The sequence below is a fragment of the Novosphingobium sp. MBES04 genome (assembly GCF_000813185.1).
GTDB classification, from domain to species: Bacteria; Pseudomonadota; Alphaproteobacteria; order Sphingomonadales; family Sphingomonadaceae; genus Novosphingobium; species Novosphingobium decolorationis.
On record NZ_DF850488.1, the window covers coordinates 1,872,881 to 1,897,204 of the forward strand.

A 24,324-nucleotide genomic window follows, 5' to 3' on the forward strand; every position below is an offset into this window, starting at 1 on the left:
ACGCCCTAGAACCCGTTGTTGAAAACCTTCGGTGCAAAGCTATCGTCCAGGTGAACAGCACCGGGATATGTTGATGTCGGACCACTGGAATTTTTATCCGCTTCTCGTAGATGGCGAACCTGCATCCATCTTTGTCGATCTTGGTATCGCCAGGGTCGCGCCAGTGGCCAAATTCCCGAACATGGCTTATCTTCGTGTGAGAATGAATCATCCCCGCGAAGATGGCCTGTCTAGCCAGCAAGAGTTCGACACGCTGGTTGCGCTCGAAAAGGACGTTGCCAAAACTATCGGGAGCAACGGTAGAGCGCTCTATGTTGGCCGCAACACATCAAGCGGAAATCGCGATTTCTACTTCTATACGAATGACCCCGCCATTGAGGCGAAACTAATCGAGGCAATGGAAAACTGGCCTTCTTTCCAGTTCCAGACTGGCACTTGCTTAGATCGCGAATGGTCAACTTACTGGGGGTTTCTCCATCCCTCGCCGGAGGATTTGCAGAGAATTGGGAACCGTGACGTAATTGATCGGCTGCTCGAAAATGGTGATCATATCGACCGTCCCCGGAAAATAGATCACTTTGCAGTGTTCAAAACACCGACTGATCGCGACCAGTTCGCTCGATATATTCTCGCACAGGGCTACTCGGTTTCACAAGAAAGAGATGCAAGCGAGGACGAATACGGCATCGAGTTCGATCGAACAGATAGGCCAGACCAGATCGACGATATAACGATCGATCTCTACCGCAATGCGAAGGTGAGCAATGGCGACTACGATGGCTGGGGCTGCGTTGTTGAAGATTGAACGACGCAAGCCATAGCTTCGTCACCAAGACCCAACCGTCTTGAATCGACCCATTCCAAGCGTTCCGATCAATGCCGAACTTGTTCACGCAGCCTCGTGTGGTGAGGTCGCCCATTCTGGGGTTCAAGGGGCGATGGCCCCTTGAATCGGGCTTTTCTTCTCTCCCGACTTCACACGCAAAAAGGGCCGGGAGAGCATTGCCCTCCCGGCCATTTTCGTAACTCTGGAAGCCTGGTTCAGCCGCCGACGGCGACCTGGGCTTCGCGGCCATCGCCTTCGGGGGCGGACAGGATCGAGCGGGTCACCTGGCCCTTGGCCACGGTGTAGGTGTCGGGATCGCCCACGGTCGAGCGGATGCCGGGTTCCGCCTTGCCGGCCATGGCGAGGGTTGCCGTTTCCACGTCGCTGCGGGCCTGCGGGCCGCCGAACAGCGCATCGAGGGTCTGCTCCTGAAGCGCGCCGTCGGAGGGGCGCGGTTCGCCCTGCTTGGGCGGCTGCAGCGAGAAGTCGGGCGGCACGACCAGCGGCGTCTGGCGCTGGACGGCGAATTCGTCCGGCCGCGCGCGGTTGAACAGGCCGCTGCTGCCACAGGCCGAGAGCAGGAATGCGCCGCTCGTGACAAGGATCAGGGCGCCGGTCTTCTTAACGAACATCAAATCAACTCTCCGGAGCGGGGCTTGCTGTGGTTTCGGGCTTGTCGCGCGAAAGGAGCGTGCGGGCAAGGATAATCAGGACGCCCAGGGTAATCGCGGCATCGGCGATGTTGAAGACCAGGAAGGGCCTCCATTCGCCGAAATGCAGGTCGGCAAAGTCAACCACGTAGCCGAAGCTGAAGCGGTCGCGGATGTTGCCGAGCGCGCCGCCCAGGACCAGGCCGAGCGCGCCGATCTCGGGCAGCTTGCGCTCGCGCAGCAGCCACACGAAGACGAACAGCGCGATCGCCGCGGTCATCGCTACCAGCGCCCAGCGCCCCTCGGGCGAGCCCGCGGTGAAGAGGCCGAGCGAGACGCCGAAGTTCTGCGTGAAGCGCAGCGCGAAGAAGGGCAGGATTTCCTGTACGTCGCCCACCCGGTCGATGCCGAGCGGGCCCGTGACCCAGGACTTCACGCCCTGGTCGACAAGGAACACAAGGGCTGCGGCCAGAAGGCCGAGCAGGCGCTTGCGCATGAGGGTCACGCGGGGGTCTCCGGCGCGTCCACCACGTCCTCGCAGCGCCCGCACAGCGCGCCGTCTTCCGAAACCTCGGGAAGCAGGCGCCAGCAACGGCCGCACTTGTGGTGGGTGGTCTTGGTGACGGTCACGTCCTCGCCTTGCCCGCGGCTCACTGTCGCGGTGATGAACAGCGCGGCCAGATCCTCGTCCGAGAAGCCCTCGGGCACGGCGCTGGCGGGAACGGTGACTTCGGCCTCGAGGCTGGAGCGCACGGTCTTCTCACGGCGCAGCGGTTCGATGGCTTCGGTGACCTTTTCGCGCAGGGTGCGCAGGGCCGTCCAGGTGTCCTTGTCGGCATCCGGTGCGGGCACTTCGGGCCATTCCAGAAGGTGGACGCTGCCGCCTTCGGGATAGCGCGAGGTCCATACTTCCTCGGCCGTGAACACGGTGACAGGGGCCGCGTAGCGCACCAGTGCGTGGAACAGCGTGTCGAGCGCGGTGCGGTAGGCGCGGCGCTCCAGGCTGGCCGGATCGTCGCAGTAGAGACGGTCCTTGCGGATGTCGAAGAAGAAGGCCGAGAGGTCCTCGTTGCAGAAGTCGAGGAGACGCCGCACGTAGGTGTTGAAGTCATAGTCGGCGACGGCCTGCTTCAGGTCCGCGTCGAGATCGGCCAGCAGCGCGAGCATGTAGCGTTCGAGCTCGGGCATGTCGGCGAGGGCCACACGCTCATCCTCGGCGAAATCGCTGAGCGCGCCGAGCATGTAGCGGAAGGTGTTGCGCAGGCGGCGGTACTGGTCGCCCACGCCCTTCAGGATCTCATCGCCGATGCGGTGGTCCTCGGTGAAGTCGACCGAGAGCGCCCAGAGGCGGATGATGTCCGCGCCGCTGGTCTCCATGACCTTGATCGGGCTGATCGTGTTGCCCAGCGACTTCGACATCTTGAAGCCCTTGGCGTCCATCGTGAAGCCGTGGGTGAGAACCGCCTTGTAGGGCGCATGGCCGCGCGTGGCGCAGGCTTCGAGCAGCGAGGACTGGAACCAGCCACGGTGCTGGTCGGAGCCTTCGAGGTAGAGGTCTGCGTGCGGGCCTTCATAGCCTTCGGGGCGCAGCAGTTCGGGCCACTTGCCCGATTCCAGGACGAACGCATGGGTCGAGCCGGAATCGAACCAGACATCGAGAATGTCGACGACGCGCTCGTAGTCCTCGGCCTTGTAGGCCCCGCCTAGGTATTCCTGCGCGCGCTCGTCCGACCAGGCATCGACGCCGCTTTCACGGATGGCCGCGATGATGCGCGTGTTGACCGCCTCGTCGACGAGGTATTCACCGGTTGTGCGGTCGACGAAGAGCGTGATTGGCACGCCCCAGGCGCGCTGGCGCGAGAGCACCCAGTCGGGGCGGCCCTGGACCATCGCGCCGATGCGGTTGCGGCCCTTGGCGGGCACGAAGCGCGTGTGGGCGAGCGCCATCTCGGCGGTTTCGCGCAGGGTCATGCCATCGGGCATGCCCGAGGTCGCGGATGGCGTGTCCATCGGCACGAACCACTGCGGGGTGCAGCGGTAGATGACCTTGGCCTTCGAACGCCACGAGTGCGGGTAGGAGTGGCTGTAGTCGGCCGAGGCCGAAAGCAGCGCGCCAGCCTCCTTGAGGTCCGAACAGATCGGGCCATCAGGCGCGGTGAACTTGGGGTTGATGACCGACCCCTGACCGCCCAACCACAACCAGTCCTCGCGGTAGCGGCCATCGGCCTCGACCACGAACTTGGGATTGAGGCCGTTGGCCTTGCACAGCTCGAAGTCGTCCTCGCCGTGATCGGGGGCGAGGTGGACAAGGCCGGTGCCCGAATCGGTGGTGACGAAATCGCCCGCCAGCATCGGGCGCAGTTCGGCGTAGAAGCCGCCCAGGTGATGCATCGGGTGGCGCACCTTGGTGCCTTCGAGCCCTGCGCCCTTCATGAAGAAGTGCAGGTCGTGCGTTTCATGGCCCAGGCGCTTGATGAAGGCGTCGACCAGCGGTTCGGCGATGAGGTAGCGGCGGCCATCGGCCTCGATCAGGTGGTAATCGATGTGGGAGCCGTAGGCGAGCGCCTGGTTGACGGGGATCGTCCAGGGCGTGGTCGTCCAGATCACCGCGTAGGCGCCGACAAGGTCTGGGTCCTGCGATTCGACGATCTCGAAGGCGACGTCGATCTGGGTCGAGACGATGTCCTCGTACTCGACCTCGGCTTCGGCGAGCGCGGTCTTCTCGACCGGCGACCACATGACCGGCTTGGCGCCGCGGTAGAGCATGTTGCTCTGCGCGAACTTGAGGAGTTCGGTGACGATGGTGGCCTCGGCGTCGAAGTCCATCGTCAGGTAGGGCTGGTCCCAGTTGCCGTTGATGCCCAGGCGCTTCAACTGCTCACGCTGGGTATCGACCCACTGGCGCGCGTAAGCGCGGCACTCGGCGCGGAATTCCTCGGCGGGAACCTCGTCCTTGTTCTTCTTCTTCTTGCGGTACGCCTCTTCCACCTTCCACTCGATGGGAAGACCGTGGCAGTCCCAGCCCGGCACGTAGGGCGCGTCCTTGCCCAGCAGCGTCTGCGTGCGCACGACCATGTCCTTGAGGATGTGGTTGAGCGCATGGCCGATGTGCATGTCGCCATTGGCGTAGGGCGGGCCGTCGTGGAGGATGAACTTTTCCCGGCCTGCGCGCGCGGCGCGAACCTGGTCGTAAATCCGCTCGCTTTCCCAACGCGAAAGAATACCGGGCTCCTTCTGGGCGAGGCCGGCCTTCATGGGGAAATCGGTCTTCGGCAGGAAGACGGTGTCTTTGTAGTCGCGTTGTTCAGTCATGACCGGCCGCCACTAGAGCAATTGCGCGGTTCTTGGAAGGGAGGAAGAGTCCATGAACGGACTCTCTTTTGCCGATCAGGTCAGGGGAGCGAGAAGTTCGCGTGCCTTGACGCAGTCGCGCCCGATCTGAGTCATCATTTCCTCGATCGAGGCGAACTTGGCCTCGGGGCGGATGAAGTGGTGGAATTCCACCTCGATGACGAGGTCGTACATGTCCTCCGACACGTCGAAGAAATGCGGCTCCAGAAGCTCGACAGGCGGCTGGATCGTGGGGCGGATGCCCAGATTCGCCGCGCCCGGAATCCGGCGTCCGTCCGGGAAATGGCCGATCACCGCGTAGATTCCGTAGTGCGGGCGCAGGTAGCTTGCCATGTCGATGTTGGCGGTGGGGAAGCCCATCTGGCGTCCGAACTTGTTGCCGTGCTGGACGGGCCCGCGCACCGCGAAGGGGCGGGTGAGGAGGCGTGCGGCGGCCTCGCAGTCGCCCGCGATGAGCGCTTCGCGCACGCGGCTCGACGAGATTGGTCCATACTGGTCGTGAACGGCGGGCACGGTGCGGTTGGAGACGCCGAATCGGGCTCCGATTTCGCGCAGCACGTCCGGATTGCCGCCGCGGCCCTTGCCGAAGGTGAAATCCTCGCCGGTGACGACGCCGGCCACGCCAAGCTGGCGGTGGAGGACTTCCTCGATCCATTCCGCCGCGGTCATGCTCGCCATCAGCCGGTCGAAGTGGAGCACCAGCATGGCGTCGGCCCCGGCCGCGCCGAACAGGTCCTCGCGCTGGTCGAGGGTGGTCAGCCGGAAGGGCGCTGCATCGGGCTGAAACAGGCGCACCGGGTGCGGATCGAAGGTCGCCACGATGACCGGGCGGCCCTCGGCGCGCGCCCAGCGGATCGCTTCGCCGACGACGGCCTGGTGGCCCTGGTGGAAACCATCGAAGTTGCCCAGCGCGACAATGGCGCCATGGAGCGAATCGGGGACGGGTACGCGGTTGTCGAGGCGAATCATGTCTGGCGGCTATAGGTTGCGCTGGAGGGTCACGAAAGCGTGAGGCGGAAAATTGCCGTTTGCCGGATGTTCCTCGCGCGCGGTCTCGCGCCAGGTGTCGTCCAGAATCGGGAAATGCGTGTCGCCGACGTAGTCCTCGTGGATTTCGGTCAGCTCGATGCGGTGCGCGTGTTCGAGGAACAGCGCGTAGATCTCGGCCCCGCCGATGATCGCGATCTCGCCCTCGCCTGCCTGCGCCAACGCGTCCTGGGCGGTGTGGACCACTTCGGCGCCCTCGGCCTGCCAGTCGGTATCGCGGGTGAGCACGATGTGGCGGCGGCCGGGAAGGGGCGAAGGGAAGCTCTCGAAGGTCTTGCGGCCCATGACCATGGGCTTGCCCATGGTCAGCGCCTTGAAGCGCTTGAGATCGGCCGGAAGGCGCCAGGGCAGCTGCCCGTCGAGGCCGATCACGCCGTTCGCCGCGCGGGCGGTGATGAGGAAGATGTCCTGCACCTGCCCGCTCAGTCGAAAGTCAGGCGGGTGACGTGGCCCATCTTGCGGCCGGGGCGCACATCGCCCTTGCCGTAGAGGTGCAGGTGGTTGGCCGGGTCCTTGAGAATTTCGGCCCAGTCGTTCGCAGCCTCGCCGATGAGATTGCGCATCTCCACAGCGTCCGCGGCAAGTTTGGTGCTGCCCAGTGGCAGCCCGCAGATCGCGCGGATGTGGTTCTCGAACTGACAGGTGACCGCGCCCTCGATGGTCCAGTGGCCGGAGTTGTGGACGCGCGGGGCCATCTCGTTGAAGACGGGGCCCGCCTCGGTCGCAAAGAACTCCAGGGTCAGGACGCCGACGTAGTCGAGCGCGTCACCGACCTTGGCGGCCAGGTCGCGCGCGGCAGGCACCTGCGCGGTGATCGCGGCGGGGGCGGGCACGGTGCTGAGCGCGAGAATGCCGTCTTCGTGGCGGTTGTGCGCGGAATCGAAATAGCGGATTTCGCCGTCCTGGCCGCGGCACAGGATCACCGAGAACTCGGCCGAGAAGTGGACGAAGCCCTCGTAGATGAGCGGCTGGTCGGGCAGGTCGAGGCCCTCGGCGTCTTCGGGCGACATGATCCGCCACTGGCCCTTGCCATCATAGCCGTCGCGCCGGGTCTTGAGGATGCCGGGCGTGCCGATCCTGGCGATCGCGGCGCGCAGGTCCTCGGGCGAATCCACAGGCGCGAAGGGGGCAGGGGTGCCGCCCAGCTTGGTGACGAAGGTCTTCTCGGCGAGGCGATCCTGCGCGGTTTCCAGCGCGCGCGGGTGCGGGAAGACCGGCACCTCGCCCAGCGCGGCGAGCGGGGCGACGGGCACGTTCTCGAACTCGTAGGTCACCACCGCGCAGTCGGCCGCGAAGGCCGACAGGCCCGCCGCGTAGTCGAACGCGGCCTGCGTGTGCGCCGCGCTCACTTCGGCGGCGACCGAGTGGTCCTCGGGCGCGTAGATATGGCAGCGGTAGCCAAGCCGCGCGGCGGCCATCGCGAGCATCCGGCCAAGCTGGCCGCCACCAAGGATTCCGATGGTTTCGCCGGGAGCAATCATGCGCTGTCGTATCTGCCTTTGCGGTCGTGGGGGGAAGAGGAGAGGATCAGTCGGAGGTCGGGCGCTCAGCGACGCTCTGCGTCTGCTTTGCGCGGAAGGCCTTGAGCCGGTCGGCGAGGCCCTCGTCCGAGGTCGAGAGGATCGAGGCGGCAAGCAGGCCGGCATTGGCCGCACCCGCCTCGCCGATGGCGAGCGTGCCGACCGGGATGCCGGCGGGCATCTGCACGATCGAGAGCAGGCTGTCCTGGCCCGAGAGCGCGCGGCTCTGGACCGGAACGCCCAGCACCGGAAGATGCGTCATCGAGGCGACCATGCCCGGCAGGTGGGCGGCACCGCCGGCACCTGCGATCACGACCTTGAAGCCTTCCTCTTCCGCGCTCTTGGCGAAGTCGACGAGGCGGTCGGGCGTGCGGTGGGCCGAGACGATGCGGGCATCGTAGGCGACCTCGAGCGTGTCGAGCATGTCGGCGGCGCGCTGCATCGTCGGCCAGTCCGACTGGCTGCCCATGATGATGGCGACGCGGGGCTTTTCGCTCATCTCAACGCTCCGAGAGGTAGTAGCGGTCGAGAACCGCAAGGTCGGTGTCGAGGTCGTAGACGATCGGCTGGCCGGTCGGGATCTCAAGGCCGGTGATTTCCTCGTCGGAGATGCCCGACAGATGCTTCACCAGCGCGCGCAGCGAGTTGCCGTGCGCCGAGACGATCACGCAGGCGTCCGCGCTCGTCTTGAGGTGCGGCACGATCGAGCTCTCGTAATAGGGCAGGACGCGCGCGATGGTGTCCTTGAGGCTTTCGGTCTGGGGCACGTCGATCCCGGCGTAGCGTGGGTCGGAGGCGAGGTCGAACTCGCTGCCGCGTTCGAGCACCGGCGGGGGCGTGTCGAAGCTACGGCGCCAGATCTTGACCTGGTCCTCGCCGTGCTTCTCGGCGGTCTCGGCCTTGTTGAGACCGGTGAGGCCGCCGTAGTGACGCTCGTTCAGGCGCCAGTCCTTGGTCTCCGGGATCCACAGGATGCCCGCCTCTTCCAGCGCGTAGTGCAGCGTCTTGATCGCGCGGGTCTGCAGCGAGGTGAACGCGACGGTCGGCAGGATACCCTTGTCCTTGAGCAGGCGTCCGGCGGCGCGGGCTTCGCCTTCGCCCTTCTCGGTAAGATCGACGTCCCACCAGCCGGTGAAGCGGTTTTCAAGATTCCACTGGCTCTGGCCGTGGCGGACAAGGATCAGACGGGGCAAGGCAGGTATCCTTTGCTGGTATCGTCGCCCCGGCGGCATCCGGCTGATGCCCCGCGCGGGCAAGGCTACGGGTCTTGGCGCAAGCCCCTAGCTTTCCGGGGGCGGTTTGGGAAGCCTGCCTGATTCGTGTCCGGCGCGCGGAGAGGGCGAGTCGCTTGCCGATTCGCTGTCGGATCCGGCCGATTCGGACAGGGTGGTGGCGCGGGCCTGCGCCTTGCGGCGGCGCAGGTTCTCGCGCAGCTTGGCCGCGAGGCGTTCCTCGCGGGTCAGGTTCTTCCCCCCGGAAACCGCAGACTTGTCGGGCTTGGGAGAGGATTTGTCGGGACCGCTCATGGCCTGTGCAATGGCCCTGCGCACGAGAAAGTGCAAGCAGCGCTTGACAATTCATTCCGGCGCGACCAATAGCGCCCCCCTGTCCTCGGGACGCTTCACTTCTCCGCGAAGAGAGGCCCATTTCCAGGACGGCGCTTTGAAATTTTCAGCGCCCGGTTCGGCGCTGCTGTAGCTCAGTGGTAGAGCGCACCCTTGGTAAGGGTGAGGTCGGGAGTTCAATCCTCCCCAGCAGCACCATTCCTCCTTTTTCCAGATATATCTGTATGACGCATTGCAGCATCCGCAGTGCGTCTTTTTCCTGCCTGTTTCCCGCAGGTTGCTGTCATGCAAGTGTGTCGCACCTGTCATGGAACTGACAGAATAACAGCATTTGCCTGTCATATTGCGCGCTTAGGGGGCCCTTCAAACACGTTTGATCAGGGTACACAGGGGCTCTCTTCCTTATGAAAAATTCCGTCCGCATTCTTGCAGGGCTGCTCGCCACCGCCGCATTTCCGGCCATGGCCCACGCCGGCGAGGTCGCCGGTCACGTCTCGGACGCCACCGGCACCCGGGCGCTGCAGTCCGCGAGCGTGCGCATCGTCGAGCTCAACCGCATCGTCGAGACGAGCCGCGATGGCAGCTACATCTTCGGTGATGTGCCCGCCGGCGACTACACGCTCGAGGTGACCTATGTGGGCGCGATCGTCGAGACCAAGACCGTCTCGGTCCCCGCCACCGGCCGGGTCGAGGGCAACTTCGCGCTTGCCGGCATTGGCGGCGAGGCGATCCTGGTCGTCGGCCAGACCGCGAACCTCGCAAGCTCGCTCTCGCGCCAGAAGGCGGCGGACGGTGTCTCCTCGGTGCTGACGCGCGATGCCATCGGCCAGTTCCCCGACCAGAACGTCGCGGAATCGCTGCGCCGCCTGCCCGGCGTCAACATCCTCAACGACCAGGGCGAAGGGCGCTACGTCTCGGTGCGCGGCCTGGCTCCCGATCTCAACGCGACCTCGCTCAACGGCGTGCGCGTGCCTGCGCCTGAATCCGATTCGCGCGGCGTCGCGCTCGACGTGGTCTCCTCCGACCTCATCGAATCGGTCACCATCAAGAAGTCGCTGACCCCCGACATGGACGCCGACACCATCGGCGCCTCGATCGAGATCAAGACCACCAGCGCCTTCGACCTCAAGAAGCCGACCTTCACCCTCACCGCCGAGGGCAGCTACAACGACTATGCCGACACGGTGACCCCCAAGGGCGCGTTCAGCTTCTCGGCACCTGTCGGCGACAGCTTCGGCATCTCGGGCGGCGTGAGCTACTACGAGCGCAAGTTCGAGACCGACAACGTCGAGTCCGACTTCTGGGACGAGGCCGACGGCGAAGCGTTCAGCCCGACGGTCGAGTACCGCGACTACGACGTGAAGCGTAAGCGCCTCAACGCCAACCTCAACTTCGACTGGCGCGCCTCGGACACCACCACGGCCTACATCAAGGGCGTGTGGAGCCAGTTCGACGACCACGAGTACCGCAACCGCACCACCTTCGACTTCGGCGAGGATCCGAGCGCCTTCGGTGCGAACGGCCCCAGCTTCAGCGACGAGGACGGCGAGATCACCGTCGAGCGCGACCTTAAGGACCGCTTCGAGCGCCAGCGCATCCGCACCGTTGCCCTGGGCAGCGACACCGACACCGGCACCTGGAAGTTCAACTGGGTTGCCAGCTGGTCGAAGTCGAGCGAACTGGAGAACAACTCGGTCGACCCTATCCGCTTCAAGCGTGATTTCGAAGGCGATGGCCTGACCATCGACTGGGACTACTCCGATCCGCGCGTGCCGACCTACACCGCCGCGAGCGGCGCGGCGCTGCTCAACGATCCGGACTCCTATGAATTCGACAAGATCGACCACACCACCCTCTCGGACAGCCAGGACGAGGAATGGGCGATCAAGGCCGACCTTGCGCGCACTTTCGCGATGGGCACCGGCGACCTGACCCTGCAGGCAGGCGGCAAGGCGCGCTGGCGCACGAAGTCCTATGACTTCAACGTCACGACCTACAAGGACGGCGACATTCCCTACACGATGGACGGCTGGACGGGCGAGCAGACCTATCGCCTCGCCGACATCGACCTGGGCCCCGTCAGCTACAAGGGCGCGGGCAAGGACTTCCTTGCACAGTACGGCGACACGCTGGAAATCGACACCTACGGCTCGGCCTACGATTCGGCGGTCAGCGATTACCGCGTGAAGGAAGACATCTACGCCGGTTACGCGCTTGCCCGCTGGGATTCGAGCGACCTGCGCGTGGTGGGCGGCGTGCGCATGGAGCACACGAAGAACACGCTTGAAGGCAGCACCGTCACGGACGACGAGGACAACTTCGAGCTGCCTCCGGTCGAAGCCCTGCGCTACAAGCGCAGCTATACCGACTGGCTGCCCAGCCTGACCTTGCGCTACTCGCCGCAGGACAACATCGTGGCGCGTATTGCCGGCTCGAAGAGCCTCGTGCGCCCCAAGTTCTCCGAGCTCGCCCCGCGCAACATCGTCAACGAGGACAACGAGGCCGAGTTCGGCAACCCCGACCTGCAGCCCTTCATGTCGTGGAACTTCGATGCGGGGGTGGAGTACTACTTCTCCTCGAACGGCGCGCTGACCTTCAACGGCTTCTACAAGTCGATCGACAACTACACCTACACGCAGACCTTCGACGACTACACCTACGAAGGGCGCACCTACGACGAGTTCCGCACCGCGCTCAATGGCGAGACCGCCGAGATCGTGGGCTTCGAGGCCAGCTACAGCCAGGCTTTCTCGATGCTGCCCGCGCCCTTCGACGGCCTGCTGACCCAGGTCAACTACACCTACACCCACTCGAAGGGTGAGCTGGCCGATGGGCGTTCGATCTCGCTGCCGAGCACCTCGAAGAACACCTTCAACGCGGTGCTGGGCTACCAGAAGGGCCCGCTCAACCTGCGCTTCTCGGGCACCTACCGCGATCGCTACCTCGACGAGGTGGGCGACGACGTGACCGAGGACCGCTACGTCGACAACCACTTCCAGCTCGACTTCTCGGGCAAGGTGCGTGTCACCGAGAACGTGCGCCTCACGCTCGACGTCATCAACATCAACAACGCCAAGTACTTCGCCTACCAGAACCTTGCCGGCGCGCAGCGCCTGCTGCAGTTCGAGAAGTATGGTCCCACGGTGAAGTTCGGTGCACGGGTGAACTTCTGATGAGAACATCCTTCACGACTCTCAGCATGATCGTGAAGCAGGGGTCGGGCGCATTGCTCCCGGCCCTTCTGCTTGGCGCCTGCGCGACCACCCCCGAGGAACCGGCCGTGCGGCTCCCCGCCGTCGAGGTGCCTGCGAGCGGTGAGACGAAGCCTGTGGGCACGGTCAACGACGATGCGGCCGATGACCCGGCCATCTGGCGCAACCGGGCCGATCCGGCCGCAAGTCTGGTGCTGGGCACCGACAAGAAGGCGGGTCTCTACGTCTATGGGCTGGACGGCGAGGTGCGCGATTTTGCCGCTGCGGGCCGCCTCAACAACGTCGACCTGCGTGAGGTCACTCTGGCTTCGGGGCAGACGGCGGTGCTGGTGGCCGCCAGCGACCGGGGCGATGAGGCCGAGCCGCGTATCGCGCTGTTCTGGCTCGACACGGCGACGGGTAAACTGCGCGACCTGGGGACGCGCAGCTTCCTTGCATCGGGGCACCGCGCGATGGAGGCCTATGGCTTCTGCATGGGCGCGCCGCTGGGCGAGGGGGATCTGGCCCGCGCCTACGTCGTGATGAAGGACGGGACCGTGGCCGAGAGCGCGCTCACCGAGGCGGACGGTCGTATCCGCGCCGCTTTCACGCGCGAGGTCAAGGTCGCGACGCAGGCCGAGGGCTGCGTGATCGACGATGCCACCCATACGCTTTACCTCGCCGAGGAAGACGTGGGGATCTGGCAGGTCGACCTGGATGCGGCACGTCTCGAACCCCGAGCTCTGGCGAAGGTCGGGGCGCAGGATGGCCTTGTCGATGATGTCGAGGGGCTGGCGATCGCCCGTGGCGAAGACGACAGGGCCTGGCTGCTGGCCTCCAGTCAGGGCGACAGCGCCTATGCGGTCTTCACGCTGCCCGGCGGCGCCTACGCCGGGCGTTTCCGCATCAATGGCGGTGAACTTGGCGGCACCAGCGAAACCGACGGGATCGAAGTTGCGCTGGGTGACTTCGGCCCGAAGTATCCGGGCGGCCTGTTCATGGCGCAGGACGGCGACAACGCGCCCCATGCCCAGAACTTCAAGCTGGTCGCCTGGGACGCCATTCGCGCGGCGCTGAAGCTCGACTGACGGCGCGCGGCGGGTGGGCTGCAAAGAGCCTGTCCGCCGCCGCGTTCCTGGAGTAAGGATGGCGGGATGAGACACGGGTGGGCACGGCATCGCGGCAAGCGATTCGCACTGGTGGCAGGCGCCACCGGTCTTGCTGTGTTCAGTGCGCTTCCCGCGCAGGCCGACGTGCTCGAGATCGGGCAGTCGGGCGCACAGTGGGTGGCAGGTGGCCCGCAGCCGAACGCCGAGCCGGATCTGCCCCTGGACGAGGGCGCGCTCGCCATCGACCAGGCTTCGCTCACACAGGCGCTCGATGCGGCCGGGCCTGAACGCTGGCGCGCGCATGTCGCGCAGCTTGCGGCCAAGTACGACATCAGTCCCGCGCTTCTCGAAGCCGTGGTCTGGCAGGAAAGCCGCTGGAACGAGGGGGCCCGCTCGCACGCGGGTGCACGCGGCCTAGCCCAACTCATGCCGGGGACCGCGCAGCAGATGGGCGTTGATGCCGACAACCCGCACGCGAACCTGGAGGGCGGCGCGCGCTATCTGCGCGAGCAGCTCGACACCTTCGGCGGGGATATCGAGAAGGCGCTTGCGGCCTACAACGCAGGCCCCCGGCGGGTGGCGCAGGCGGGTGGCATTCCCCGCATCCGCGAGACCCAGGCCTATGTCGCCGCGATCATGGGGCGCCTCGCCGATCCGGTTCGCAAGTAACCGTCTGGCGCGAAGCTGGCCGCCAAGGATGGTCGGCGGGGCAGGGCGCTGCTACGGGCGCGGCCTTGAACCCTGACGAATTCTTGCGGAAAGGCCGCCGATGATTACCCCCACCGACACCTTCAAGGACAACCTCGCCCAGCTTCCCTCGATCGAGGGCGTGGAGCGCATCGACTTCGTCGATGGGACCGGGACCGTGCTCGACACGATTCCCAATGCGCCCGGCAAGAAGGGCTCGCTGGCGCTCTACCAGTACCTCCAGCAGGAATTCGGCACGCTCGACGCCAAGGCCGCCGATCATGGCCTCGCCATCTTCGCCGAGATGGTCGAGGACGCGCGGGCCAATCCGGGGGCACACCCCAACATCGACCGCCTCGTCGCCATCGTCAACGGCGCCGCGCCGCTGGGTATCAAGGTCATTCCGGCTTCTGAGTGAAGTTCCTTTTCAAGGGGCCATCGCCCCTTGACCCCGGAATCGGCGACCTCACCTTCCTCAGCCAGCTGGGCGGGAGAAAGATGCGGCAGCCAGTTCGGGGAGCCCGAGGGCGATGGCCCTCGGATATCTCTTTCTGGCACATCAAAAAAGGGCGCTGTTCGTGTGAACAGCGCCCTTTTTTGCAGCAAGGTCCGGGCCAATCAGCCCAGGATGCGCTTGGCCATCGCGCGCACGTCCTCGCCCATGTCCTCGCGGTCGAGAGCAATCGAGAGCGTCGCTTCGACGAAGCCCAGCTTCGAGCCGCAGTCGAAGCGCTGGCCCTCGAAGGTGACGGCGTGGAAGGGCTGGGTGTCGATCAGCTTGGCCATCGAGTCGGTCAGCTGGATTTCGCCGCCCGCGCCTTGTCCTGGCTGGCGAGCAGGCCCATGACTTCGGGCTGGAGGATGTAGCGGCCCGAGACGATCTTGTTGGAGGGCGCGTCTTCCACCTTGGGCTTCTCGACGAGGCCCTTCACTTCGGTCAGCTTTCCATTCACCGCACCGGGCTTGATGACGCCGTAGCTGGAGACCTCGTTCTCGGGTACTTCCAGCACCGAAACGAGGTTGCCGCCGACTTCGTTGTAGGCCTCGATCATCTGGGCCATGCAGCCGGGCGAGCCGTACATGAGTTCGTCGGGCAGGAAGATCGCGAAGGGTTCATCGCCGGTGACCGCGCGGGCGCACCAGACCGCGTGGCCCAGGCCCAGCGGCACCTGCTGGCGCACGGTGACGAGGTTGCCGGGCTTCATGCGCGTGGGCTCGAGCGGTTCGAGTGATTTACCACGACCGCTCATCGTGGCTTCGAGTTCATAGGCCGTATCGAAGTGCTCGACAATCGCGGTCTTTCCGCGGCCAGTCACGAATACGAATTCCTCGATACCCGCTTCGCGCGCTTCGTCGACCGCATACTGAATAAGCGGGCGATCTACGACGGGGAGAAGCTCTTTTGGAATGGCTTTAGTTGCGGGGAGGAAGCGGGTTCCAAGTCCGGCCACCGGGAATACGGCTTTGCGGACTGGCTTTCGGAAGTTGTTGGCAGTCATGGACCTCGCAGTACCCTTCAGATGTTGCAAAGCAATTAAAGCGTTTTCGGCGCTGCAGTGCAACCAAGCCCTTCCACAAACACATGAAGCGGCCAATGGTTGCGCGCTTGCTGGCGCGCCAAATCACGCTAAATGGGTGGGGATGGACAAGATCGTTATTCAAGGCGGCAAACGCCTTTCCGGCACTATTCCCGTTTCCGGCGCCAAGAACGCAGCGCTCACGTTGCTGCCCTGCGCCCTCCTGACCGAGGAGCCGCTGACGCTGCGCAATCTGCCGCGTCTCGCGGACATCGACGGCTTCCAGCACCTGATGAACCAGTTCGGCATCTCGACGGCCATCGCGGGCTCGCGGCCGGAGGATTTCGGCCGGGTGATGACGCTGCAGGCCACCCGTATCACCAGCACGGTCGCCCCCTACGATCTGGTCCGCAAGATGCGCGCCTCGATCCTGGTGCTCGGCCCGATGCTGGCGCGCATGGGCGAGGCGACTGTCTCGCTGCCCGGCGGCTGCGCCATCGGCAACCGCCCGATCGACCTGCATTTGAAGGCGCTCGAAGCGCTGGGCGCGCAGATCGAGATGGCGGCGGGCTACGTGAAGGCGATTGCACCCGAGGGCGGCCTTCCGGGCGGACGCTTCTCGTTCCCGGTGGTCTCGGTCGGCGCGACCGAGAACGCGCTGATGGCTGCGGTCCTGTGCAAGGGCAAGTCGACGCTGCACAACGCCGCGCGCGAACCGGAAATCGTCGACCTGTGCAATCTGCTCACCGCGATGGGTGCCCGGATCGAGGGCATCGGCACGTCGGACCTTACCATCCATGGCGTGCCGCGCCTGCATGGGGCGACCTACATGGTCATGCCCGACCGCATCGAGGCGGGGTCCTATGCCTGCGCGGCGGCGATCACGGGCGGCGAGGTCCTCCTCAAGGGCGCGCGGATCGAGGATATGGAAGCAACCGTGCAGGCGCTGCGCGATGCGGGCGTGCTTGTCGAGCCGCGTGAGGACGGCCTCTACGTCGCGGCCAATGGCCCCTTGCGTCCGGTCACGCTCTCGACCGCCCCGTTTCCGGGCTTTGCCACCGACATGCAGGCCCAGCTCATGGCGCTTCTGTGCAAGGCGGAAGGCTCCAGCGTTCTGACCGAGACGATCTTCGAGAACCGCTACATGCACGTGCCCGAGCTCAACCGCATGGGCGCGCATATCGAGACCAAGGGCCGCACGGCCATCGTCCATGGCGTCGACACGCTGACCGGCGCCGAGGTCATGGCGACGGACCTGCGCGCCTCGATGAGTCTTGTGATCGCGGGGCTGGCCGCCGAGGGCGAGACCCAGGTGCACCGCCTCTACCACCTCGACCGCGGATACGAGCGTCTGGAAGAGAAACTGGCGCTGCTCGGCGCACAGATCGAACGTATCGGCGCCGATTGAGGAACCGCACGGGCCCCTTGTGCATTTTCCCATCGAACGCCCGCAAGGGCGCCTGAGAGGAGATTGGACAATGGGCCTTATGCGAATGGCCGCGCTCGGTGCGGCAGGCTACGCGTTCTACAAGTACACGCAGAAGGACAAGGGCGAGACGCCCAAGGTCCGCGATGCCGGTGCCGCGAACATGGAAACCACGCCTAGGACGTGGTCCAAGACCGACGAAGCGCTCGACGAGACCTTCCCGGCCAGCGACGCGGTCGCCAACTACTGATTACACGTGCATGTCCCTGATGCAGCGTACCCGAGGGGCGGGGCCGAAAGGCTGTCCGCCCCTTTCCCGTTGGGGCGTTGGAAGGCGAAGAGAGAAGGAAAGTAGGATACAAGGGGGCATCGCCCCTTGACCCCAGAACTGTCTACCTCACCTCTCCCAGCTAAGGGCGCGCGCGGAAGGTGAGTTAAGCAGTTTGGGGAGCCTGAGGGCGATGGCCCTCGGAACTGTTTTTCTTGATCCCCGTGTCTCCTCACTCTTCAAGCGGGGTCACCGAACTCGCAAAGCGCAGCATCAGCCAGACTCGGATCGCGCTCGCTAGGCCAGGCGGCACTTCGGCCTGCGCGCGTTCGAGGTCGATGCGTGCGACGAGCGCGTTGATCGGCACGCGCTCTTCCTCGGCGGCCGAGACCAGTGCGTCCCAGAACACCGGTTCCAGGCTGATCGAGGTCTTGTGTCCGGCGATTTCCACCGAGCGTTTGACGGGCGGGTGAAAGGGGGAGACCATCCCCCTGCAATAGGGGCACGCCCCCGGACCGCCTACGATTTTTTTGGGGTGCCCTGTACGCGGTTCGCTCCCTAGGCTTTGCGGGGCAAGTGATTGCGATCACGCGTGGAGACAGATGGGATCATGGCAGAAGGGGACCTTCAGGACGGGTACGCGGCCCTCACTGAGCGGGAGAAGGAAACGCTGCGGCTGATGGCGCGCGGGCATGACGCCAAGTCGCTGGCGCGCCACTTCGAACTGTCGGTCCATACGATTCACGAGCGCCTGCGCAACGCGCGTCGCAAGATGGCGGTCTCGAGCAGCCGGGAGGCCGCCCGTCTGCTCCTCGATCGCGAAGAGGGGCTGGGAGCGGACTCGACCCCCAAATTGCAAGGGGACACGGAAATGGGGGCTGCGCCCGGCCCGGATCGCACGGCAGACCGGGAGGAGCCGAAACGCGCTTCGAAGACCCGGCCCCTTCTGGTCTGGGCGCTCGGCGGAGTTCTTGCCATGACGCTTGCCATAGTTGCCGCTCTTCTGATGCTGTCCCCGTCCGCTTCCCTTCAGTCCGCACCCGAGGCGCACGGCGTGGAGAGCGCGCCGGTCGCCTCGGCGCGCGCCTGGCTGCATCTTGTCGACGAAGGCGAATGGGAAAAGAGCTGGGCCGAAACCGGAGAGGCCTTCCAGGCCCAGAATACGGCCGCGCGCTGGGCAAGCCTTGCCGCGCAGGTGCGCCCGCCGCTCGGCGAGGTCGTCTCCCGGCGCCTGCTGGGCGAAGAGGCCGTGCCCGGCCCGCCGAGCGGGCTCAAGGTGGTCAAGTTCCAGAGCGCGTTCGCCCACAAGGCGAACGTGATCGAGACCGTCTCGCTCAGCCCGGAAGAGGGGCGCTGGAAGGTGGTCGGATACTGGATGTCCTGAGTCCAGGTCGGGAAAAGAGGATTGCCGAGGGCCATCGCCCTCGGGCTCCCCAAACTGTCTAGCTCACCTTTCGCGCGCCGCTCTGGCTGAGAAAGGTGAGGTCGCCCGTCCTGGTGTTTTAGTACATGTGCTGGCCGCCGTTGATCGACAGCGTCGAGCCGGTCACGAACTCGGCGTTCTCAGAGCACAGGAAGGCGACGCCGCGGGCGATCTCGTAGGCGTGGCCGAGGCGGCCGACCGGGATCTTCGCGACAATCTTTTCCAGCACCGGCGCGGGCACGGCCGCGACCATGTCGGTGTCGATGTAGCCCGGCGCAATCGCGTTCACGGTGACGCCGTACTTGGCGCCTTCCTGGGCCAGCGCTTGGTGAAGCCGTGGATGCCCGACTTGGCCGCGGCGTAGTTGACTTGGCCGTACTGGCCAGCCTGTCCGTTGATCGAGCCGATGTTGACGATGCGGCCCCACTTGCGTTCCCGCATGCCGGGAAAAGTGGCCTTGGCCATGTTGAAACACCCGCCGAGGTTGATGCGCATCACCTCGTTCCAGTCCTCGAAGCTCATCTTGTGGAGCACGCCGTCGCGGGTGATACCCGCGTTGTTGACGACGATGTCGACCGGACCGACTTCCTCGGCGACCCGGGCCACGCCTTCGAGCGTCGCTTCGTGGTCGCCCACGTCCCACTTGTAGGCCGGTATGCCCGTCTTGTCGGTAAAGGCCTTGGCCTTTTCATCGTTGCCTGCGTAGCTCGCAACAACCTTGTGGCCCCTGTCCTGCAGAGCCAGGGAAATAGCCTCTCCGATACCGCGGGTGCCGCCAGTAACAATCGCAACGCGTGCCATATTCAGCCTTTCGCTTTCGTGTGCATCCACCAAGCACATTGCTAAGAAAGGAATAGGAATGCGGCAAGCTCAGTGTGGCGATATTTGCATTCGCCCTGGCGAATTAAGGGTGCGACAAGTGCAACTGCGCTTGCGCGCCTGCGAATTACAGGCAGCTAGCGGTCACATTTCAACAATTTAGCAATAGTGTCAGAAGCTGAACTGGGTTCCGACATAGACCGCCTGGCTGTCCTGGCGGCCATCGGTGAGCGGCTGCAGGCGTTCCCGGTCCTGCGAGTAGCGCACGCCCGCCGTGACGTTGAGGTTCTTGGCCACGCGGTAGGCACCGCCCAGGTCCACCTCGCCTTCGATCCCCGCGAAGGTGCGGGGGGCACGCCCCGCCGCGCGCTTCTCGTCGATCGAGATGCGGGGGGTGAAGCGCGATTCCTTTTCCTCCCCGGTGCCCGGCGTCAGGCTGTAGGACTGGAGGTCGGGCAGGGCGGCCACGGAGCGCTTCTCCGAAGGCTTGACGAGGTCCTGTGCAAAGTTCTGGTACCCGCGCGACGTACCCAGGCTGAACGAACTGGCGGCGATCTGCGGATTGGCGGCTGCGCGCGGGCTTTCCGCCTTGGGCGCTTGATAGCGTCCGCGCACGATGATCGCCTTGGCCGCGACCGGATCGTCGCGCACGACCACCAGCACCGAGCGTTCGGGGCGATGCGGGGTGCCGGCCGGGGTGAAGGCGAATTCGCCGCCCTTGGCGAGCGAGCGCATCGCGACCGCGCGCGAGAGCGTTTCGCCCGAGGCCTGCGATTCCAGCGAGCCCAGGCTTTCGCCTTGCGGATCCTCGCCATGGAACGACGCGGAAAAGGCCATGACTGCGCTGGGCAGCGCGAGCAGACCGACCGATCCTGCCAGCAGGGCGCCGGCCCGCACACCGCCGCGCGAAGCGGCCGGGGCTTCTGTCGGGGGTGGGGCAGGGGTCTGCGCGGTCACGTCGAGGCACTCCCGTGTGGTGGCCAGCGCACTGGCCATGGTCATGGCGTCTTGGTCTTGCACGATTCTTCTTAACACAGTCTGAGCCGGAAGGGGAATGGTGATCGCACCGGCGTGGCTCAAGAGGGAGGCCAAGGCCGAGGACAGGCCACCATTCATCGCGGGTTTACCTGCCAGCGGCTCTACAGGGCACCAGATCCAGGCTCGCCCACGGCCTGGGCTGTCCCGTTTGCGGCAGCATCAAAGGCAAGGGCGCTCTTGCTCCGAGGCAATGGCGGTTATAGAGGCAATGCAACATGTCGGGGACCGCAGGGCCAACCTCTGGGCCGATCCCTGCCGACACAGACCAGGAACCGGGAAGTAAAATGACAGGCAGCACTGAATTCGGCCTTTTCGCCCCGCGCAAGACGATGACCGCCGCGGTATGCGTGGTCGCGGCCCTCGCGCTGGCCGGCTGTGGCGGCAAGAAGAATGACGTGTCGGGCGCGCTGGCGCCCTCGCATGTCACCACCATCGGCGTGAACAGCTACCTGTGGCGCGCGAGCCTCGATGCGCTCTCGTTCATGCCGCTGGTCCAGTCCGACAGCAATGGCGGCGTGATCATCACCGACTGGTACGTGAACCCGGACAAGCCGAGCGAGCGCGTGAAGGTCTCGGTCACCATCCTCGACCAGGACCTGCGCGCCGATGCGCTGCGCGTCTCGGCCGCCCGCCAGATCCGCGAAGGCGACGCTTGGGTGGGGGCTCCGGTCCAGGCCGCGACCGTCCAGAAGCTGGAAAACGTGATCCTGACCCGTGCGCGTGACCTGCGCCGCGATTCGGTCGGCGGCTGATCCGGCCCTTCGCCGACCCAACCCGAATTTCGAAAGGTCCCCTGCGTGGGGGCCTCCCCCATGAAAGAACGCAAGGGCCGCAAGGGTCCTTGCAGGAGACCAGACTGAAATGACCGAGCGGTTCGACCCGGCGCAGGCGGATGTCCGCTGGCAGGCGGCATGGGACGAAGCCCAGTGCTTCAAGGCGGACGACACCTCGACGAAGCCGCGCAGCTACGTCCTGGAGATGTTCCCCTATCCCTCGGGCCGCATCCATATCGGTCACGTGCGCAACTACACCATGGGCGACGTCCTGGCGCGCTACAAGCGCATGCGCGGACACGAGGTGCTCCACCCGATGGGCTGGGACGCCTTCGGTATGCCGGCTGAGAACGCGGCCATGGAAAAGGGCGTCCATCCGGGCGGCTGGACGCGCGACAACATCGCCAACATGAAGGCGCAGCTCAAGCGCCTGGGTTTCGCGCTCGACTGGTCGCGCGAACTCGCCACCTGCGAGCCGGACTACTACGGCCATGAGCAGGCGCTGTTCCTCGACATGTACGCGCACGGCCTTGTCTATCGCAAGGAATCGGCGGTGAACTGGGACCCGGTCGACATGACCGTGCTCGCCAACGAGCAGGTCATCGACGGGCGCGGCTGGCGTTCGGGCGCGCTGGTCGAGAAGCGCAAGCTGAACCAGTGGTTCCTCAAGATCACCGACTTCGCCGATGAACTGCTCGAGGGGCTGGGTAGCCTCGACAAGTGGCCCGAAAAGGTCCGCACGATGCAGGAGAACTGGATCGGCAAGTCGCAAGGCCTGCAGTTTAGCTTCGACCTTTCGGACGGCGGCAGCGTCGAAGTCTATTCGACCCGTCCCGACACGATCTTCGGCGCGAGCTTCGTGGCGGTCGCGGCCGATCACCCGATTGCGCAGGGCGTGGCGAAGGACAGTGCCGCGGCGCAGGACTTCATCGCCGAGTGCAAGCGCGGCGGCACCACCGCGGCCGAGCTCGAAACCGCCGAGAAGCTGGGCTTCGACACCGGCATTACCGCGAAGCACCCCTTCACCGGGGCCGAGCTTCCGGTCTTCATCGCCAACTTCGTGCTGATGGACTACGGCACCGGCGCGGTCATGGCCGTTCCGGGCCACGACCAACGCGACTTCGAGTTCGCGACCAAGTACGAACTGCCCATCCTGCGCGTTGTCGCGGCCAAGGCTGAGGATGCCGATGCGCCCTTCGCGGGCGAGGCGGAAGCCGGGGACGGCGTGCTCGTCCACTCCGATTTCCTGAACGGCATGAGCGTGGCCGAGGCCAAGGCCGAAGTCATCCGCCGTGCCCAGGACGGCGGCTGGGGCGAAGGCAAGACGGTGTGGCGCCTGCGCGACTGGGGTATCTCGCGTCAGCGCTACTGGGGCACGCCGATCCCGTTCATCCACTGCGAGGTCTGCGGCGTGGTGCCGGTGCCCAAGAAGCACCTGCCCGTGACGCTCCCCGAAGACGTCGATTTCCAGACGCCGGGCAACCCGCTCGAACGACATCCGACCTGGAAGCATGTCGACTGCCCGCAGTGCGGCCATGCGGCGCGCCGTGAGACCGACACGCTCGACACCTTTGCCGACAGCTCGTGGTACTTCCTGCGCTTCGCCAGCCAGCCCGGCGACAAGCCCTTCGACAAGGAGGCCATCGCCAAGTGGCTCCCGGTCGAACAGTACATCGGCGGCATCGAGCACGCGATCCTGCACTTGCTCTACGCCCGCTTCTGGACCCGCGCGCTGGCCCGCATCGGCCTTGTCGACGTGAAGGAGCCGTTTGCGAGCCTGTTCACGCAAGGCATGGTCACGCACGAGGTCTACTCGCGCAAGGAAGGCGGACGCGACGTCTACTTCGCCCCTGCCGAGATCACGCGCACGGCCGATGGCGCCATCTTGAAGGCCGACGGTTCGACCATCGAGGTCGGCAAGGTCATCAAGATGTCGAAGTCCAAGAAGAACGTCGTCGATCCTGACGAGATCGTCCAGACTTACGGCGCCGATGCGATCCGCTGGTTCATGCTGTCCGACAGCCCGCCCGAGCGCGACCTGCCCTGGTCGGAAGCCGGGATCGAGGGCTGCGCGCGCTTCGTGCAGCGCCTGTGGAGGCTTTTCGCGCAGTTCGATGCGGGGGCCGAGGGTGAGGACAAGGCGCTCGACCGCAAGCTCCACCAGACCGTCGCGGCGGTGGCTGCCGACATCGAATCGCTTGGCTTCAACAAGGCCGTCGCGCGCATCTACGAGCTGACCGGCGCGGTCGAGAAGGCCAAGCCTTCGGCAAGCCGCTCCACCGCGATCCGCGAACTCCTGCTGCTGATCGCGCCGATGATGCCGCACCTCGCCGAGGAAGCCTACGCCACGTTCGGCAAGGGTCTCGTCGCCGAGGCGCTGTGGCCCGAAGTCGATCCGGCGCTGCTGGTCGAGGACGAGGTCACCATCGCGGTCCAGGTCAAGGGCAAGCTGCGCGACACGCTGACGGTTGCCAAGGGCGCGTCGAAGGAAGACCTCGAGGCGCTTGCGCTGGCCAGCGAGAAGGTCCAGCGTGCGATCGATGGCGCTGAAATTCGCAAGGTAATCGTCGTGCCCGATCGTCTGGTCAATATCGTCGCGTGAGGTCCCTTCGCGCCTTTGCGGCCGCGCTTGCGCTGGCCGTTCCGCTGGCTGGATGCGGCCTCTCGCCGATGTACGCGGGCGGTGGCAGCGGCGAAGTCGCGCGCGGCCTCTCCGACATCCAGGTCGCCGCGATCGAGGGGCGCGCGGGCTGGCTCGTGCGCAACGCGCTGATCGACAAGATGGGCGAGCCGCCGGCCGGCACCACGCCGCGCTACCGGCTCGACGTGCGCCTCGACGACCAGCTCGAAGGCTTCGGCCTCCTTTCGGATGACACCATCGGGCGCGAACGGCGCACCCTGCGTGCGCGCTTCCAGCTTGTTGATACGGCCAGCGATGAGATCGTCGTCGACGCGACGGCGGGCTCGGATGCGGGTATCGACGTGGTCTCGTCCGACTACGCCACCATCGCCGCGGAACAGCGCGCGCTGGAGAACCTGGCCAAGGACGTCGCCGACCGTATCGTGACCAATCTCGCGCTGCGCCTGCGCGACGATGCACGTCCCTAAGGTCCC

The 24,324-nt window shown here is 65.5% G+C and carries 22 protein-coding genes, 1 tRNA gene and 2 pseudogenes; 12 read left to right on the top strand and 13 right to left on the bottom strand.

Annotated elements, in window-relative coordinates:
* Positions 1-73 precede the first annotated feature (73 nt).
* Positions 74-805, top strand: coding sequence for a DUF695 domain-containing protein (locus MBENS4_RS08205; protein WP_159108030.1), 732 nt, complete (start codon positions 74-76; stop codon positions 803-805).
* A 236-nt stretch (positions 806-1,041) separates the two neighbouring features.
* Here the strand turns inward: MBENS4_RS08205 and MBENS4_RS08210 are convergent, their stop codons facing one another.
* From MBENS4_RS08210 to MBENS4_RS24000, 9 genes are all read right to left on the bottom strand, one after another.
* On the bottom strand, positions 1,042-1,458 hold the full coding sequence (locus MBENS4_RS08210; RefSeq protein ID WP_039392019.1) for a DUF3035 domain-containing protein: 417 nt from the start codon (positions 1,456-1,458) through the stop codon (positions 1,042-1,044).
* Positions 1,459-1,462: 4 nt separating this feature from the next.
* The gene (lspA, locus tag MBENS4_RS08215; protein ID WP_039392021.1) at positions 1,463-1,972 is read right to left on the bottom strand and encodes a signal peptidase II; all 510 of its coding nucleotides are present in this window, start codon (positions 1,970-1,972) and stop codon (positions 1,463-1,465) included.
* A gap of 5 nt (positions 1,973-1,977) precedes the next feature.
* Positions 1,978-4,788: an isoleucine--tRNA ligase gene (gene ileS, locus MBENS4_RS08220; protein WP_039390031.1), complete on the bottom strand. Its 2,811-nt coding sequence runs from the start codon at positions 4,786-4,788 to the stop codon at positions 1,978-1,980.
* Positions 4,789-4,863: 75 nt separating this feature from the next.
* Positions 4,864-5,796, bottom strand: coding sequence for a bifunctional riboflavin kinase/FAD synthetase (locus MBENS4_RS08225; RefSeq protein WP_199904355.1), 933 nt, complete (start codon positions 5,794-5,796; stop codon positions 4,864-4,866).
* A gap of 9 nt (positions 5,797-5,805) precedes the next feature.
* Positions 5,806-6,288, bottom strand: coding sequence for a dihydrofolate reductase (locus MBENS4_RS08230; protein WP_052322106.1), 483 nt, complete (start codon positions 6,286-6,288; stop codon positions 5,806-5,808).
* Between the two features lie 8 nt (positions 6,289-6,296).
* Positions 6,297-7,355 carry a 5-(carboxyamino)imidazole ribonucleotide synthase gene (locus MBENS4_RS08235; protein ID WP_039390034.1) on the bottom strand — a complete coding sequence of 353 codons (1,059 nt, stop codon included), beginning with the start codon at positions 7,353-7,355 and terminating at the stop codon, positions 6,297-6,299.
* A gap of 46 nt (positions 7,356-7,401) precedes the next feature.
* On the bottom strand, positions 7,402-7,893 hold the full coding sequence (gene purE / locus MBENS4_RS08240) for a 5-(carboxyamino)imidazole ribonucleotide mutase (protein ID WP_039390037.1): 492 nt from the start codon (positions 7,891-7,893) through the stop codon (positions 7,402-7,404).
* A gap of 1 nt (position 7,894) precedes the next feature.
* Complete coding sequence (gpmA, locus tag MBENS4_RS08245; protein WP_039390040.1) at positions 7,895-8,587, bottom strand: 2,3-diphosphoglycerate-dependent phosphoglycerate mutase; 693 nt, start codon at positions 8,585-8,587, stop codon at positions 7,895-7,897.
* Positions 8,588-8,674: 87 nt separating this feature from the next.
* A complete protein-coding gene (locus tag MBENS4_RS24000; protein ID WP_242404839.1) occupies positions 8,675-8,920 on the bottom strand; it encodes a hypothetical protein in 246 nt (81 codons plus the stop codon).
* A gap of 162 nt (positions 8,921-9,082) precedes the next feature.
* Between MBENS4_RS24000 and MBENS4_RS08255 the strand changes: the two genes are divergently transcribed.
* The 5 genes from MBENS4_RS08255 to MBENS4_RS08275 all read left to right on the top strand — a co-directional run bounded on the left by MBENS4_RS08255 (position 9,083) and on the right by MBENS4_RS08275 (position 14,364).
* Positions 9,083-9,157: transfer RNA gene (locus MBENS4_RS08255), tRNA-Thr, on the top strand.
* 206 nt (positions 9,158-9,363) lie between these two features.
* On the top strand, positions 9,364-12,132 hold the full coding sequence (locus MBENS4_RS08260) for a TonB-dependent receptor (protein WP_039390042.1): 2,769 nt from the start codon (positions 9,364-9,366) through the stop codon (positions 12,130-12,132).
* The gene (locus tag MBENS4_RS08265; protein ID WP_052322108.1) at positions 12,132-13,238 is read left to right on the top strand and encodes a phytase; all 1,107 of its coding nucleotides are present in this window, start codon (positions 12,132-12,134) and stop codon (positions 13,236-13,238) included. Before MBENS4_RS08260 ends, MBENS4_RS08265 begins: the two co-directional genes overlap by 1 nt.
* Before the next feature lie 111 nt (positions 13,239-13,349).
* Positions 13,350-13,928 carry a lytic transglycosylase domain-containing protein gene (locus MBENS4_RS08270; RefSeq protein ID WP_242404840.1) on the top strand — a complete coding sequence of 193 codons (579 nt, stop codon included), beginning with the start codon at positions 13,350-13,352 and terminating at the stop codon, positions 13,926-13,928.
* 100 nt (positions 13,929-14,028) lie between these two features.
* On the top strand, positions 14,029-14,364 hold the full coding sequence (locus MBENS4_RS08275) for a DUF2322 family protein (RefSeq protein ID WP_039390045.1): 336 nt from the start codon (positions 14,029-14,031) through the stop codon (positions 14,362-14,364).
* Between the two features lie 200 nt (positions 14,365-14,564).
* On the opposite strand, the pseudogene MBENS4_RS08280 reads toward MBENS4_RS08275, so the two are convergent.
* A pseudogene (locus MBENS4_RS08280) lies at positions 14,565-15,445 on the bottom strand (UTP--glucose-1-phosphate uridylyltransferase).
* A 142-nt stretch (positions 15,446-15,587) separates the two neighbouring features.
* Here MBENS4_RS08280 and murA point away from each other — a divergent pair.
* Both murA and MBENS4_RS08290 read left to right on the top strand, forming a co-directional pair.
* The gene (murA, locus tag MBENS4_RS08285; RefSeq protein WP_039390048.1) at positions 15,588-16,871 is read left to right on the top strand and encodes a UDP-N-acetylglucosamine 1-carboxyvinyltransferase; all 1,284 of its coding nucleotides are present in this window, start codon (positions 15,588-15,590) and stop codon (positions 16,869-16,871) included.
* A gap of 70 nt (positions 16,872-16,941) precedes the next feature.
* Positions 16,942-17,139: a hypothetical protein gene (locus tag MBENS4_RS08290; RefSeq protein ID WP_039390049.1), complete on the top strand. Its 198-nt coding sequence runs from the start codon at positions 16,942-16,944 to the stop codon at positions 17,137-17,139.
* Positions 17,140-17,389: 250 nt separating this feature from the next.
* Here MBENS4_RS08290 and MBENS4_RS08295 read toward each other — a convergent pair whose 3' ends face one another.
* Positions 17,390-17,644: a ribbon-helix-helix domain-containing protein gene (locus tag MBENS4_RS08295; RefSeq protein WP_039390051.1), complete on the bottom strand. Its 255-nt coding sequence runs from the start codon at positions 17,642-17,644 to the stop codon at positions 17,390-17,392.
* A gap of 123 nt (positions 17,645-17,767) precedes the next feature.
* Between MBENS4_RS08295 and MBENS4_RS08300 the strand changes: the two genes are divergently transcribed.
* On the top strand, positions 17,768-18,541 hold the full coding sequence (locus MBENS4_RS08300) for a helix-turn-helix domain-containing protein (protein WP_039392030.1): 774 nt from the start codon (positions 17,768-17,770) through the stop codon (positions 18,539-18,541).
* A gap of 118 nt (positions 18,542-18,659) precedes the next feature.
* On the opposite strand, the pseudogene phbB reads toward MBENS4_RS08300, so the two are convergent.
* Both phbB and MBENS4_RS08310 read right to left on the bottom strand, forming a co-directional pair.
* Positions 18,660-19,381 (bottom strand): annotated as a pseudogene (phbB, locus tag MBENS4_RS08305) (acetoacetyl-CoA reductase).
* 189 nt (positions 19,382-19,570) lie between these two features.
* A complete protein-coding gene (locus tag MBENS4_RS08310; protein ID WP_242404841.1) occupies positions 19,571-20,401 on the bottom strand; it encodes a hypothetical protein in 831 nt (276 codons plus the stop codon).
* A gap of 320 nt (positions 20,402-20,721) precedes the next feature.
* Between MBENS4_RS08310 and MBENS4_RS08315 the strand changes: the two genes are divergently transcribed.
* The 3 genes from MBENS4_RS08315 to lptE all read left to right on the top strand — a co-directional run bounded on the left by MBENS4_RS08315 (position 20,722) and on the right by lptE (position 24,318).
* Positions 20,722-21,189 (top strand): DUF3576 domain-containing protein, encoded by a 468-nt coding sequence (locus MBENS4_RS08315; protein WP_084592006.1) that lies wholly within the window; start codon positions 20,722-20,724, stop codon positions 21,187-21,189.
* Between the two features lie 109 nt (positions 21,190-21,298).
* A complete protein-coding gene (leuS, locus tag MBENS4_RS08320) occupies positions 21,299-23,812 on the top strand; it encodes a leucine--tRNA ligase (RefSeq protein WP_039390052.1) in 2,514 nt (837 codons plus the stop codon).
* Positions 23,809-24,318 (top strand): LPS assembly lipoprotein LptE, encoded by a 510-nt coding sequence (lptE, locus tag MBENS4_RS08325; protein ID WP_039390055.1) that lies wholly within the window; start codon positions 23,809-23,811, stop codon positions 24,316-24,318. Before leuS ends, lptE begins: the two co-directional genes overlap by 4 nt.
* Positions 24,319-24,324 lie beyond the last annotated feature (6 nt).